Below are 14,134 nucleotides of genomic sequence, written 5' to 3' on the forward strand. Positions count from 1 at the left end.
GGGCCTGCGCCTTGCATAGGAAGGGTGGACAAGCTTTTTCGGAAAAGATTCTCGAATACGGCAGGCACACCCCGTGCGGCAGCGCCGCCTGCGTTACAATGCCGCCTGAAGCAAGCCAGACAGCCGCTGGCCATCGCAAGATGGCGGGAGGAAGGTCCGGACTCCACAGAGCAGGGTGACGGCTAACGGCCGTCCGCCGCGAGGCGCGGAACAGGGCCACAGAGACGAGCGTATTAAGTTACGGTGAAACGCGGTAACCTCCACCTGGAGCAATTTCAAATAGGCACGCATTGATGCTGCTCGCGGAGCGTGCGGGTAGAAAGCTTGAGCCGTGGAGCAATTCACGGCCTAGAGGAATGGCTGTCATAGCGTGCGGGGTCAAACCCGGGCGCCGTAACAGAATCCGGCCTATCGGCTTGCTTCATTTACTCCTTCCCTGCCGGTTTTTACCGGAGCAACTTATTTCCAGTAGTCATTACAAGCAATTTGAGCGACCTCAACGCAAGGACGGAGCGCTTCGCTACAGTAGAGCCCGTCGCCGGTTCCAAGGACAATCAAGAGCCTGTTGGCCGTGGGATGAATCACTGAGAATAGTGGAGGATTTCAGCTCCGCCCGTGCTTTCAAATAGCGGCCGCTAATGAAACACCAGGCGCGGCAGGACTGCTTTCCCGCTTCCGATACTTCATCTCACGACCAACACGCTTTTGCCGGCTCCCCGCTTCGGGCCGGTTGCTCGCTGCAGCGACTGAGCATCTTTCCTTCCTTCGTAATTCCCTTGCAACTCCCCCGTATCACCCCCGGTTTTTATCGGTTCTCAACCACGTCTGCCGCATGCCGGCCAGCTGCAAAACGCCGGATGAGCCGGACTTGCCAGCCTTTCAAATATTGCTGCGCTCGACAGCCGCGCGTTGCGTTTTCACCCCAGCCGCATTTTCCGTACGGAAAATCAAAATGAGGAACAGCAAGGACTTATCGCGCCAATTGTGTTGCTCTGCAGAATAAAAACAAGTGTAGCTTCCTGAGACAATACCTTCAGATAGTCGCGTAAGTGCTTAATTTTCCTCGACATTCATTCAATGCGTTTCTTCAATGAAACGCGCTAAGTCATTGACTTCATTAGAAAAAATCACATTTTTGTTTCCTTATATTACTTGACCGCAAATTGGGCTCCCTTTAAAGTGGGCGACAGTGTGAAAAAGTGTAGTTTTGTGGGTGAAATGTGGTTTGCCAACCCCGAAAACTTGTTTCACAGACATGACTAAAAATGACAACCACGAGGGTGAATCAGGGTGTTTCAGGGCGCGTCAGCACTGAGTCTCGATGCAAAAGGGCGGATGACCATCCCCGCCAAGCATCGCGACGCCTTGTCGCTTCAGTGCGAAGGCCGCGTCACGCTGACCAAGCACCCTCATGGCTGCCTGCTCTTTTTCCCCCGTCCTGTCTGGGAAGTCCATCGCGAACAGATCGCCGCCTGGCCGATGTCCGCTCGCGCATGGCAGCGTATTTTCCTGGGCAATGCCTCCGATGTCGAAATGGATTCCGCCGGCCGCATTCTGATCGCGCCGGAACTGCGAAGTGCCGTGGGCCTGACGCGTGACGTCATGCTGCTCGGCATGGGCAGCCATTTCGAGATCTGGGATGCGGAAAAGCTTGCCGAGAACGAGGCGGAAGCCGTCGCCAACGGCATGCCGGACGCATTGAGTAATTTTTCCTTCTGACGGGCCGTATGACTGAAAAACCGGTGCCCGAATTGCAGCACCGAACGGTGCTGCTGGAAGAAGCGGTGGATGCGCTGCACATCGACGGCGAACGCGCCAATGGCGTGTATGTCGATGGCACCTTCGGCCGCGGCGGTCACAGCCGCCGGATCCTGGAGCGTCTCGGCCCGCAAGGCCGATTGATCGCTTTCGACAAGGATCCGCAGGCGATTGCGACCGCAGAGGCGATTGCCGACGCACGGTTTGAAATCGTGCACGACAGTTTCGCAACGATGCGCGCGGCCCTGGCCGAACGCGGCATCGGGCAGGTGAACGGCATTTTGATGGACCTGGGAATCTCTTCGCCGCAGGTGGACGAGGCGGCGAGGGGATTCAGTTTTCGGCTGGATGGGCCGCTCGACATGCGCATGGATACCACGCGCGGGATGTCGGCGGCGGAATGGCTCGCGACCGAGTCCGAACAGACGATAGGAAAGGTGATACGAGATTATGGGGAAGAACGGTTTGCTTTTCAGATTGCAAAGGCGATTGCTGCTCGCAGGGCAGTCGCCCCAATTTCAACCACACGACAGCTTGCCGAGATCGTGGCACACGCCGTCAAGACCCGCGAGAAGGGTAAAGACCCGGCCACTCGCACATTTCAGGCTATCCGGATTTACATCAATCAAGAGCTTGAAGAACTCGAAGTAGGACTCGACGCCGCACTGGAAAAACTGGCTCCGGACGGGAGATTGGCTGTGATCAGCTTTCATTCACTGGAAGATCGCATCGTCAAGCGCTTCATGGCCTCCAAGGCCAACGCGCCCCAGCCCGACCGTCGCCTGCCGATCCGTGCGGCCGACCTGCCGCAGCCGCAACTGAAGCTGCTGGCAAAGATGAAACCGTCGGACGCGGAAGTCGCCGGCAACCCGCGGGCCAGGTCGGCCATCATGCGGGTGGCCGGACGCACTTCGGCGCCGCTTGCATTATCCGGGAGCGCTCCGTGAGCGGCCGCATCAACACCGTTTTGACCATTGCCCTGGTCGCCTGCGCCCTGTCCGTGGTGAACGCGCAATACAAGCACCGCAGTCTCTTCATCGAACTGGAGCGCTCGCAGTCCGCGGCGCGCCAGCTTGAAATCGAATGGTCGCAGCTGCAGCTCGACCAGTCCACGCTCGGCAAGCATGCGCGCATCGAGGAAAACGCGCGCCGCAACCTGGCGATGGTCCCGGTGACGCCCAACCGTACCCAATACCTGATTCCGGGAGCGAAATAATGCGCACCGCTTCCCGCACTGCCGCCGGCAAGGGCGTGCAATTCAGCGCAAGCCCCGTGCTTGCCGTCAAGCTTCCGGTCTGGCGCTCGCGCGTTGTGCTGTTTGTCCTGTTCGCCGCGTTCGCCGCGCTGGTCATCCGCGCGCTCTGGCTGCAGGGCCTGTCGACCGAATTCCTGCAGAAGCAGGGCGCCGTCCGCTACGCGCGCACGCTGGAATTGCCGGCCACGCGCGGCAAGATCATCGACCGCAACGGTCAGGTGCTCGCCTCGTCGATGCCGGTGCGGGCAGTCTGGGCGATTCCGGAAGACGTCTCCGAGGCGCCGCCGGAGAAGCTGCGCTCGCTGGCCAGGCTGCTGGACATGAGCGAAGCCGACCTGCGCAAGAAGCTCGATTCCGACCGCACTTTCGTCTACCTGAAACGCCAGGTCGAACAGGAAACCGTCGACAAGATACTGAAACTCGGCATCGCCGGCATCGAGACCCGCAAGGAATACAAGCGCTACTATCCCGACGGCGACGTGATGGCGCATATCGTCGGCTTCACCAACGTCGAGGACGTCGGCCAGGAAGGCATGGAACTGGCCTACCAGAAGAACCTGGCCGGCACCACGGGCAGCCGCAAGGTCATCAAGGACCGGCTCGGCCGCGTGGTCGAGGACCTGCAGTCCACGCGTCCGCCGCACGACGGCAAGGACCTGCCGCTGTCGGTCGACCGCAAGATCCAGCACATCGCCTTCACCCACCTGAAGGAAGCGGTGGACAAGCACAAGGCCAAGGCCGCCGGCATCGTCGTGCTCGACGTGAAGACCGGCGAGGTGCTGGCGCTGGCCAACCTGCCGACCTACAACCCGAACGACCGCTCCGGCCTGACCGGCGCGCAGCTGCGCAACCGCGTGCTGACCGACACCTTCGAGCCGGGCTCCATCATGAAGCCCTTCACGATTGCGCTCGGCCTGGAAAACAAGCTGGTCACGCCGACCACCAACATCCAGACCGCGCCGGGACGCATCACGATCGGCAAGGCCACCATCGGCGACGCCCATCCGCACGGCATGCTGACGGTATCCCAGGTGCTGGAAAAGTCGTCCAACGTCGGCACCGCCAAGATCGCACTGCAGATGCAGCCGCAGACCATGTGGGAAATGTTCACCGCCGTCGGCTTCGGCCAGCAGCCCAAGCTGGGCTTCCCCGGCGCCGTCGCCGGGCGCGTGCGCCCCTACAAGTCATGGAAGCCGATCGAGCAGGCCACGATGAGCTACGGCCACGGCATTTCGACGTCGCTGATCCAGATGGCGCATTCGTACATGATCTTCGCGCGCGACGGCGAAATGATCCCGATCACCTTCCAGAAGGCCGGCGACCATCCGATCGGCCAGCGCGTGATTTCCGAAAAGACCGCACGAGACGTGCGCGCCATGCTCGAACTGGCGGCAGGCCCGACCGGCACTGCGCCTCAGGCCCAGGTGCCGGGCTACCGCGTCGCAGGCAAGACCGGCACCGCGCACAAGCTGGTGGGCCGCCAGTACGGCAACAAGTACGTGGCTTCTTTCGTCGGTTTTGCGCCGGTGTCGAACCCTCGCATCATTGTCGCCGTCATGGTCGACGAGCCGTCCAACGGCCAGCACTACGGCGGCCAGGTGGCAGCGCCGGTATTTTCCTCGGTGGTTGCCAATGCGCTGCGCGCGATGAACGTCGCACCGGATTCGTCGGTGACCGACATCATCATCCCGGCGGAAAGCGTAAAGGAGAGCCTGTGATGAATGTCGCCGCTCCCGTCATCGGCTCCGCCGGTTCCAACATCAACGACATCCTCGCCTGGCTGCATGCCGAGGCGCCGGCGGCGCAGCTGTCGTCCGACTCGCGCAGCGTGCGCACCGGCGATGTCTTCTTTGCCTATCCCGGCGACGCTTCGGACGGCCGCAAGTACATCGAGCAGGCCATTGCCAACGGCGCCCGCGCCGTCGTCTATGAAGCGGAAGGCTTCGACTGGAACGACGCCTGGAGCGTCGCCCATCTGGCCGTGCCGCAGCTGAAGAAGACGGCAGGACCGATCGCCAATGCCTATTATGAGCAGCCGGATGCCGGCCTGTTCACGGTGGCGGTCACCGGCACCAACGGCAAGACATCCTGCACCCAGTGGCTGGGCAAGGCGCTGTCGCGGCTGGGGCAGCCGACGGCCGTGATCGGCACGCTCGGCGTCGGCATCTATCAGCGCGGCAATCATGCCGGCTTCAACGCCACCGGTTACACCACGCCGGATGCGGTGATCCTGCAGCGCGCGCTGGCGCAGCTGCGCGACCGCGGCGCCCGCGCCCTCGCCATCGAGGCTTCGTCGATCGGCATCGACCAGGGCCGCCTGAACGGCATGCATGTCGATGTCGCGCTATTCACCAATTTCACCCGCGACCATCTCGACTACCACGGCGACATGGCGGCCTATGAAGCGGCCAAGCGGGCATTGTTCGACTGGCCGAACCTGCGCCACGCGGTGATCAATCTCGACGACGAGATGGGCCTGCGGCTGGTGAAGCACCTGCAGACCAGCAGGCCGTCGGTCGGCATCACCGGTTACACGGTCGCTGGATGCAGCCTGCCGGGCATCGCGGTCGTCTCCGCGAACGACATCCGCATGCAGCACGGCGCCACCACTTTCAGGCTGGACAGCGACGCCGGCAGCGCACAGGTCAAGACCCAGCTGGTCGGGCAGTTCAACGTCAGCAACGTGCTCGGCATCTTCGGCGTGCTGCGCGCCAAGAGTATCGCCTTCAAGGCATCCGTCGATGCGATCGAGGGGCTGACGCCGGTGCCGGGACGCATGGAGCAGCTCGGCGGACAGGACGCGCCGCTGATGGTGATCGATTATGCGCACACGCCCGATGCGCTGGAAAAGACGCTGGCCAGCCTGCGCCAGGTTGCACAGCAGCGCGGAGGGCAGCTGTGGTGCGTGTTCGGCTGCGGCGGCGACCGCGATCCGGGCAAGCGCCCGCAGATGGGCGCGGTCGCGCAGGCGGCCGATCACGTCATCGTCACCAGCGACAATCCGCGCAGCGAAGAGCCGTCGGCCATTCTCGCGCAGATCGTCGCCGGCATCGACCAGTCGAAGCTGGCGAAGGAAGCATTGCATGTCATTGAAGACCGCGCCGCCGCCATTCTGTGGGCAGGCAGGCATGCGGCGAAGAACGATGTGGTGTTGTTGGCAGGGAAGGGCCACGAGTCGTATCAGGAAATCAAAGGCAAGAAATTGCCGTTCTTGGATGCAGACCATGCCGCGCTGGCATTGGCTGCAAGGGCAACAATGAAGGGGATGATGTAATGAAATCATCATTGGCTGCGCTGCAGCCATGGATTTCTGGGGCGGTTGTTGTCAACGCCGCCACGGGCGATGCCGCATTCGACGGCGTGTCGACCGACAGCCGCCAGGCAGGCGCGGGCAACCTGTTCGTCGCACTGCGCGGCGAGCGTTTCGACGCGCACGATTTCTTGAATCAGGTGGCGGCGCAAGGCGTCGCCGCCGTCGTGGTGGAGCGCGTGCCGGACGGCCTGAGCGTGCCGGCGCTGGTGGTGCCGGATACGCGCATCGCGCTCGGCGAGATCGGGGCATACTGGCGCCGCCAGTTCACGCTGCCGGTCATCGGCGTCACTGGCAGCAACGGCAAGACCACGGTCAAGGAAATGATCGCCTCCATCCTGTCGGCCGCCTACGGTCCCGACAATATCCTCGCCACCCGTGGCAATCTCAACAACGAGATCGGCGTGCCGTTGACGGTCTTCCGTCTCGACGCCGCCTGCAAGGCCGCCGTGGTGGAACTCGGCATGAACCATCCGGGCGAAATCGCGGCCATCACCGGCATCGCCCAGCCTACGGTGGCGCTGGTGAACAATGCGCAGCGCGAGCACCAGGAATTCATGGAAAGCGTGGAAGCGGTAGCAAAAGAGAACGGCGCCGTTCTCCTCGGCCTGCCGGAAGACGGCGTGGCAGTCTTCCCCGCCGATGATACTTACACCACGCTCTGGCGCTCCTATGCCGGGCAGCGTAAAACAATGACATTCGGCCTTGCCCAAGACGTGCAAGACGGTCAAGGGAGCAATGTGCAAGCGGATGTAAGCTGCACATTTCAGGTGAACGATTTCGGCAGTGACCTGTCCATTACTGCCTGTGGGAAACAATTCCAGGTGACACTTTCCGCAGCGGGCGTGCACAACGTCCGCAATGCACTTGCTGCAACGGCTTGCACGCTTGCCATCGGCGTGCCCGAGGATGCGATCAAGCGCGGCCTCGAGGCATTCGCCCCGGTCAGCGGGCGGCTGCAGCGCAAGACGGCGAAGAGTGGCGCACTGGTGATCGACGATACGTACAACGCCAATCCGGATTCGGTGCGCGCGGCAATCGATGTACTGTCGCGCACGAACGCGCCCCGCGTGCTGGTGCTGGGCGACATGGGCGAAGTGGGCGACGAAGGCCCGCAGTTCCATGTCGAGATCGGCAACTATGCGCGGGAGCAGGGCATCGAGCATCTGCTCACGCTCGGCGAGCTGGCAAGGCATGCGAGCGCCGCGTTCGGCGCGGGTGCAAGGCATTTCGACGATATCGCATCGATCAACCAGGCGGCCGAGGCATTGGTTTCCACAGGGTCGACGACGCTGGTGAAGGGCTCGCGTTTCATGAAGATGGAGCGCGTGGTCCAGCATCTCGTCAATCAAATGGATCAAGGACAGGGAACCCACTGACATGCTGCTTTGGCTGGCGCAATACTTTCAACAAGACTTAAACACGCTGCGGGTCTTCAACTTCATCACCTTCCGTGCCGTGTTTGCCACGCTGACGGCGCTGGTGATCGGTCTCATCGCCGGTCCCGCCATGATCCGCATGCTCACACGCATGAAAGTCGGCCAGGCGGTGCGCACCGACGGTCCGCAGACGCACCTGATCAAGACCGGCACGCCCACCATGGGCGGCGCGCTGATCCTGCTCGCCATCGGGATCTCCACCATCCTCTGGTCCGACTTCAGCAACCGCTTCGTCTGGGTGGTGCTGGTGGTGACCCTCGGTTACGGCGCGATCGGCTGGGTCGACGACTACCGCAAGGTGGTCTACAAGAACCCGGAAGGCATGTCCTCGAAGGAGAAGTACTTCTGGCAATCGCTGATCGGTATCGCCGCCGCGATCTACCTCGCCTTCTCGGTGTCGGCCCCGACCAATACCCAGGTGCTGAACCTGTTCATGGAGTGGGTGCAGTCCGGCTTCAACCTCGACCTGCCGCCCAAGGCCGACCTGATCGTCCCCTTCTTCAAGACCATCAGCTATCCGCTCGGCGTCTGGGGCTTCATCGCGCTGACCTACTTCGTCATCGTCGGCACTAGCAATGCGGTGAACCTGACCGACGGCCTCGACGGCCTCGCCATCATGCCGACGGTGATGGTCGGATCGGCGCTCGGACTCGTTGCCTACCTCACAGGCAGCGCAATGTACTCGAAATACCTCTTTATTCCTCACATTCCCGGCGCCGCCGAGCTGTTAATCTTCTGTGGCGCAATGGCTGGAGCGGGATTGGCGTTCCTGTGGTTCAACGCCCATCCGGCCCAGGTGTTCATGGGTGATGTCGGCGCGCTGGCGCTCGGCGGCGCGCTCGGCACCATCGCCGTCATCGTGCGCCAGGAGATCGTGCTGTTCATCATGGGCGGCATCTTCGTGGTGGAGACGCTGTCGGTGATGCTGCAGGTGGGTTATTTCAAATATACGAAGAAGCGGTTCGGTGTCGGGCGCCGCATCTTGCTGATGGCGCCGCTGCATCACCACTTCGAACAAAAGGGATGGAAAGAGACCAAGGTCGTGGTGCGTTTCTGGATCATCACGATGATGCTGGTGCTGTTCGGTCTGTCAACTCTGAAACTGCGGTAATGGAAGGCTGCGTGGAAAACGTCGTGAACTATCAGGGGAAGAAGGTTCTCGTGCTCGGGCTCGGTGAATCCGGGCTGGCGATGGCATTGTGGCTGGCGCGCTGCGGCGCCGCCCTGCGCATCGCCGACACGCGCGCCGAACCGGACCGCCTGCCGGCGCTGCGCTCGGCCGTGCCGGACGCAGAATTCGTCAGCGGACCGTTCAACGCGGCGCTGGTCGACGGCGTCGACTTCGTCGCCGTCAGCCCCGGTCTGGCACCGAACCGCGAACTGGCGGAAATCATCCCGGCCGCGCAGGAAAAGGCCATTCCGCTGTGGGGTGAAATCGAACTCTTCGCCCAGGCGCTGGCCGCACTGCGCGAACAGCGCGAGTACGCGCCGAAAGTCATCGCCATCACCGGCACCAACGGCAAGACCACGGTCACCAGCCTGACCGGCCTCTTGTGCCGCCGCGCCGGCCTGACCACGCAGGTCGCCGGCAACATCAGCCCGGCCGCGCTCGACGTGCTGCGCGAGGCGCTCGACAAGGATGAACTGCCGCAAGCCTGGGTGCTGGAACTCTCCAGCTTCCAGCTGCACACCACCTACAGCCTGCAGGCCGATGTGGCCACGGTGCTCAACGTCACCCAGGACCATCTCGACTGGCACGGCGACATGGATGCCTATGCCGCCGACAAGGCCCGCATCTTCGGCGTCGGCAGCACCCATACCATCCGCCTGCTCAACCGCGACGATGCGCGCGTCATGCAGATGGCCGCGCCGATGGCCACCAATATCAGCTTCGGCAGCGACGAGCCGGACCAGCCCGACTGCTTCGGCCTGGTCGACGACAACGGCATGCAGTGGCTGTCCACCGCGATCGGTTCGGAAGAGGGCGAGAAGCGCCGCCGCAGCAAGAAGGACAGCTATGAAGTGCCGGTCATACTCAACCGCCTGATGCCGACCGACGCGCTCAAGATCCGCGGCCAGCACAATGCAGTCAATGCGCTGGCCGCACTGGCCCTGTGCCGCGCCATCGGCCTGCCGCTGGCGCCGCTGCTGCACGGCCTGCGCGAATACCAGGGCGAGCCGCACCGGGTCGAACTGATCGCCACCCTCGGCGGCATCGATTACTACGACGACAGCAAGGGCACCAATGTCGGCGCCACGGTCGCCGCCCTGATCGGCCTTGGGGTCAACCTCCACGGCAAGCGCCTGGTGCTGATCGCCGGCGGCGACGGCAAGGGACAGGACTTTTCCCCGCTGGCCGAGCCGATCGCGAAGTACGTGCGTTCGGTCGTCCTGATCGGCAAGGATGCGGGCGCAATCCGCGCCGCCATCGCCGACACCGGCGTCGAAGCCATCGACTGCGCCACGCTGGAAGACGCGGTGCACAAGGCTACCGAACTGGCCCACAGCGGCGACGCGGTGCTGCTGTCGCCGGCCTGCGCCAGCCTCGACATGTTCCGCAACTACGCGCACCGCGCTGAAGTGTTCATCGATACGGTCCGCGAGATCGGCCTTGCGCGCGGCGAGGTGATTGCATGAAATTCGCGCTGCCGTCCTTCTCCTCTCCCGCTGAAAAGGCGCCGATGCCCGGCGTCGTGCAGCGGTCGCGGATGATGGAATACGACCAGCCGCTGGTCTGGGTCGTGATCCTGCTGATGCTGTTCGGCATGGTGATGGTGTATTCGGCATCGATCGCGCTGCCGGATTCCCCGAAATACGCGAATTACAAGAACACCCACTTCCTGGTGCGCCAGGCCAGCTTCATTTCGATCGCGCTGGTCGCGGGCCTGCTGGCTTTCCGCGTGCGCATCGCCACCTGGCAGCGGCTGGCGCCTTACCTTTTCGTCGCCACCATCGTGCTGCTGGTGCTGGTGCTGGTTCCGGGCGTCGGCAAGGGCGTCAACGGCGCGCGCCGCTGGCTGTCGCTCAAGGTCTTCAACCTACAGCCGTCGGAAATGATGAAGCTGTTCGTGGTGCTGTATGCCGCCGACTATACGGTGCGCAAGCAGCAGTACATGCACAAGCTGACCAAGGGTTTCCTGCCGATGACGGTGGCGATCGGCTTCGTCGGCCTGCTGCTGCTGCTCGAACCCGACCTCGGGGCATTCGGCGTGATCGTCTGCATCGCGATGGGCATCCTTTTCCTGGGCGGCATCAACGGCATCTGGTTCGGCGGCATCGGCGCGACCCTGGTCGGCATCTTCACCATGGTGATCGTGCTCTCGCCGTGGCGGCGCGAGCGCATCTTCGCCTATCTCAATCCCTGGGAAGAAGAAAACGCGCTCGGCAAGGCTTACCAGCTGTCGCATTCGCTGATTGCATTCGGCCGCGGCGAACTGTTCGGCGTAGGCCTCGGCGGCAGCGTGGAAAAGCTGCACTACCTGCCGGAAGCGCACACCGACTTCCTGCTGGCCGTGATCGGGGAAGAACTCGGCTTCGTCGGCGTGGCGGTCGTGATCGCCATGTTCTACTGGATCGTCAAGCGCTCCTTCGAGATCGGCCGCCAGGCCATCGCGATGGACCTGACCTTCGCCGGCCTCGCCGCCAAGGGCATCGGCATCTGGATCGGCGTGCAGACCTTCATCAACATGGGCGTGAACCTCGGCCTGCTGCCGACCAAGGGCCTGACGCTGCCGCTGATGAGCTACGGCGGCTCCGGCGTGGTGCTCAACTGCATCGGGCTCGCCATCCTGCTGCGCATCGATTATGAAAACCGCCTGCTGATGCGGGGAGGGCGCATATGACACAAGCCAAGCACCCCAAGCGCCTGATGATCATGGCGGCCGGCACCGGCGGCCATATCTTCCCGGGCCTCGCGATTGCGCAGACCATGCGCGCGCGCGGCTGGGAAGTCAGCTGGCTCGGCACCATGCACGGCATGGAGCGTGACCTCGTGCCCAGGCACCGCATCGAGATGGATTCGATCGACTTCGCCGGCCTGCGCGGCAAGGGCCTCAAGCACACCCTGCGCGGGGCCTTCAAGATGGCGGCCGGCTTCGCTTCCTGCTTCGGCATCATCGGCCGGCGCCAGCCGAGCGTGGTGCTCGGCATGGGCGGCTATGTGACGGTTCCCGGCGGCATGATGGCCAGGCTGCGCGGCGTGCCGCTGGCCCTGGTCAATGCCGATGCCGCGCTGCTGCTGTCGAACAAGACGCTGGCGCCGGCCGCTCAGAAAGTGCTGTTCGGCTTCCCGGCCGATTTCGGCAGCGCCGCCGCCAAGGCGCTGGTCACCGGCAACCCGGTGCGCCAGGAAATCATCGACGTGGCGCTGCCCGAGCAGCGCTATGCGGCGCGCACCGGCCCGCTCAAGCTGCTGGTGGTCGGCGGCAGCCTCGGCGCCAAGGCGCTGAACGATTGCCTGCCCGCCGCGCTGGCAATGATCCCGGAAGGCATCAGGCCGACCGTCACGCATCAGTCGGGCAAGCAGCATATCGATGTGCTGCGCACCGCCTACGGCAATGCGCAGGTGCAGGCGGAAGTGGTCGACTTCATCGACGACATGCCGCGCCGCTATGCCGAAGCCGACCTCGTGATCTGCCGCGCCGGCGCGATCACCGTGTCCGAACTCACCGCGGCCGGCGTGCCCAGCGTGCTGGTGCCGCTGGTCGCCTCGACCACCTCGCACCAGCGCGACAACGCACAGTGGATGGCCAAACAGCAGGCTGCCATCCATTTGCCGCAAGGCGAAATGACGCCCCAGAAAATGGCGGAACTACTGCAATCGATGACGCGCGAGCGCTGCCTTGCCATGGCGCAGGCCGCTTACCGCATCGGACGACGCGAGGCCAATGAAGCCATCGCGAATGTACTGGAAGAATTGGCAAACAAAGCATGAAGCACAAAGTCAAAAACATTCACTTCGTCGGCATCGGCGGTTCGGGCATGAGCGGCATCGCCGAAGTGCTGCTCAACCTCGGCTATACCGTGTCCGGCTCCGACCTCGGCAGCAATGCCGCCACCAAGCGCCTGGCCGAACTCGGCGCCAAGGTGACGCAGGGCCACGCCGCCGAGAACGTACAGAATGCCGACGCCATCGTCACCTCGACCGCGGTCAAGGGCGACAATCCGGAAGTCATCGCCGCGCGCGCCAAGCACATTCCCATCGTGCCGCGCGCCGTCATGCTGGCCGAACTGATGCGCCTGAAGCAGGGCATCGCGATTGCTGGCACCCACGGCAAGACCACCACCACCAGCCTGGTCGCCAGCGTGCTGGCCGAAGGCGGGCTCGATCCGACCTTCGTCATCGGCGGCCGACTGAATAGCGCAGGCGCCAACGCCAAGCTGGGCGCGGGCGACTTCATCGTCGCCGAAGCCGACGAGTCGGATGCGTCCTTCCTCAACCTGTCGCCGTGCATCGAAGTCATCACCAACATCGATGCCGACCACATGGAGACCTACGACCACAGCTTCGCCAAGCTCAAGCAGGCCTTCGTCGAATTCACCCAGCGCCTGCCGTTCTACGGCGTGGCCATGCTGTGCATCGACGACGCCAGCGTGCGCGAGATCATGCCCTTCATCTCCAAGCCCATCCTGACCTACGGCTTCCACCAGGACGCGCAGGTGCGCGCGGTGGATGCGCAGGCGGTCGACGGCAAGATGGAATTTACCGTGCTGCAGGAAGGCTACGCGCCGCTGGCGGTGCAGCTGAACCAGCCCGGCATGCACAACGTGCAGAACGCCTGCGCGGCGATCGCGATCGCACGCGAACTCGGCGTGGCCGATACCGCAACCCAGAAGGCGCTGCGCGAATTCAACGGCGTCGGACGCCGCTTCACCCGCTACGGCGACGTCAAGCTGCCCGACGGCGGCTCCTTCACGCTGGTCGACGACTACGGCCATCACCCGGTGGAAACCGCGGCCACGCTGGCGGCGGCGCGCGGCGCCTATCCGGGCCGCCGGCTGGTGCTGGCTTTCCAGCCGCACCGCTACACCCGCACGCGCGACCTGTTCGAGGACTTCGTCAAGGTACTGTCGAGCGCGGATGCGCTGGTGCTGGGCGAAGTCTATGCGGCGGGCGAACAGCCCATCGTCGCCGCCGACGGCCGCGCGCTGGCGCATGCGCTGCGCGTGGTGGGCAAGGTCGAGCCGATCTTCGTGGAAGACATCGCCGATATGCCCGGCACCATCATGAACATGGCCAGGGACGGCGACGTGGTGATCACGATGGGCGCGGGTTCGATCAGCGGCGTGCCGGGCAAGCTGGCGCAGGTTTAAGTCGTTGGAAAAGCATTCCCTTGCCGCGCAGGCGGCAGGGAAACAGGCAGCAAGACAGGC

General features: G+C 63.6%; 11 protein-coding genes and 1 other RNA gene. All 12 read left to right on the top strand.

Going from position 1 to position 14,134, the window contains the following annotated elements:
* The first annotated feature begins 107 nt into the window (after positions 1–107).
* An RNA gene (gene rnpB / locus IGW03_RS01060) (RNase P RNA component class A) lies at positions 108–427 on the top strand.
* Positions 428–1,290: 863 nt separating this feature from the next.
* Positions 1,291–1,719 (top strand): division/cell wall cluster transcriptional repressor MraZ, encoded by a 429-nt coding sequence (mraZ, locus tag IGW03_RS01065; protein ID WP_194720651.1) that lies wholly within the window; start codon positions 1,291–1,293, stop codon positions 1,717–1,719.
* A gap of 8 nt (positions 1,720–1,727) precedes the next feature.
* The gene (rsmH, locus tag IGW03_RS01070) at positions 1,728–2,705 is read left to right on the top strand and encodes a 16S rRNA (cytosine(1402)-N(4))-methyltransferase RsmH (protein WP_194720652.1); all 978 of its coding nucleotides are present in this window, start codon (positions 1,728–1,730) and stop codon (positions 2,703–2,705) included.
* Positions 2,702–2,974: a cell division protein FtsL gene (ftsL, locus tag IGW03_RS01075; RefSeq protein WP_194720653.1), complete on the top strand. Its 273-nt coding sequence runs from the start codon at positions 2,702–2,704 to the stop codon at positions 2,972–2,974. The genes rsmH and ftsL overlap by 4 nt, the downstream gene beginning before the upstream one ends.
* Positions 2,974–4,731, top strand: coding sequence for a peptidoglycan D,D-transpeptidase FtsI family protein (locus IGW03_RS01080; RefSeq protein WP_194720654.1), 1,758 nt, complete (start codon positions 2,974–2,976; stop codon positions 4,729–4,731). The genes ftsL and IGW03_RS01080 overlap by 1 nt, the downstream gene beginning before the upstream one ends.
* Positions 4,731–6,287 carry a UDP-N-acetylmuramoyl-L-alanyl-D-glutamate--2,6-diaminopimelate ligase gene (locus IGW03_RS01085; RefSeq protein ID WP_194720655.1) on the top strand — a complete coding sequence of 519 codons (1,557 nt, stop codon included), beginning with the start codon at positions 4,731–4,733 and terminating at the stop codon, positions 6,285–6,287. Before IGW03_RS01080 ends, IGW03_RS01085 begins: the two co-directional genes overlap by 1 nt.
* Positions 6,287–7,702 (top strand): UDP-N-acetylmuramoyl-tripeptide--D-alanyl-D-alanine ligase, encoded by a 1,416-nt coding sequence (locus IGW03_RS01090; RefSeq protein ID WP_194720656.1) that lies wholly within the window; start codon positions 6,287–6,289, stop codon positions 7,700–7,702. The genes IGW03_RS01085 and IGW03_RS01090 overlap by 1 nt, the downstream gene beginning before the upstream one ends.
* Before the next feature lies 1 nt (position 7,703).
* Positions 7,704–8,873, top strand: a complete 1,170-nt coding sequence (gene mraY / locus IGW03_RS01095; RefSeq protein WP_194720657.1) for a phospho-N-acetylmuramoyl-pentapeptide-transferase — start codon at positions 7,704–7,706, stop codon at positions 8,871–8,873.
* Positions 8,874–8,896: 23 nt separating this feature from the next.
* The gene (gene murD, locus IGW03_RS01100; RefSeq protein WP_194721183.1) at positions 8,897–10,399 is read left to right on the top strand and encodes a UDP-N-acetylmuramoyl-L-alanine--D-glutamate ligase; all 1,503 of its coding nucleotides are present in this window, start codon (positions 8,897–8,899) and stop codon (positions 10,397–10,399) included.
* Entirely contained in the window at positions 10,396–11,604 is a 1,209-nt protein-coding gene (gene ftsW, locus IGW03_RS01105) for a putative lipid II flippase FtsW (RefSeq protein WP_194720658.1), read from the top strand. The genes murD and ftsW overlap by 4 nt, the downstream gene beginning before the upstream one ends.
* Positions 11,601–12,695, top strand: coding sequence for an undecaprenyldiphospho-muramoylpentapeptide beta-N-acetylglucosaminyltransferase (gene murG / locus IGW03_RS01110; RefSeq protein ID WP_194720659.1), 1,095 nt, complete (start codon positions 11,601–11,603; stop codon positions 12,693–12,695). The genes ftsW and murG overlap by 4 nt, the downstream gene beginning before the upstream one ends.
* On the top strand, positions 12,692–14,074 hold the full coding sequence (gene murC, locus IGW03_RS01115; RefSeq protein ID WP_194720660.1) for a UDP-N-acetylmuramate--L-alanine ligase: 1,383 nt from the start codon (positions 12,692–12,694) through the stop codon (positions 14,072–14,074). The genes murG and murC overlap by 4 nt, the downstream gene beginning before the upstream one ends.
* The last annotated feature ends 60 nt before the right edge of the window (positions 14,075–14,134 follow it).

It is taken from the genome of Noviherbaspirillum malthae, from assembly GCF_015352985.1.
GTDB classification, from domain to species: Bacteria; Pseudomonadota; Gammaproteobacteria; order Burkholderiales; family Burkholderiaceae_D; genus Noviherbaspirillum; species Noviherbaspirillum malthae.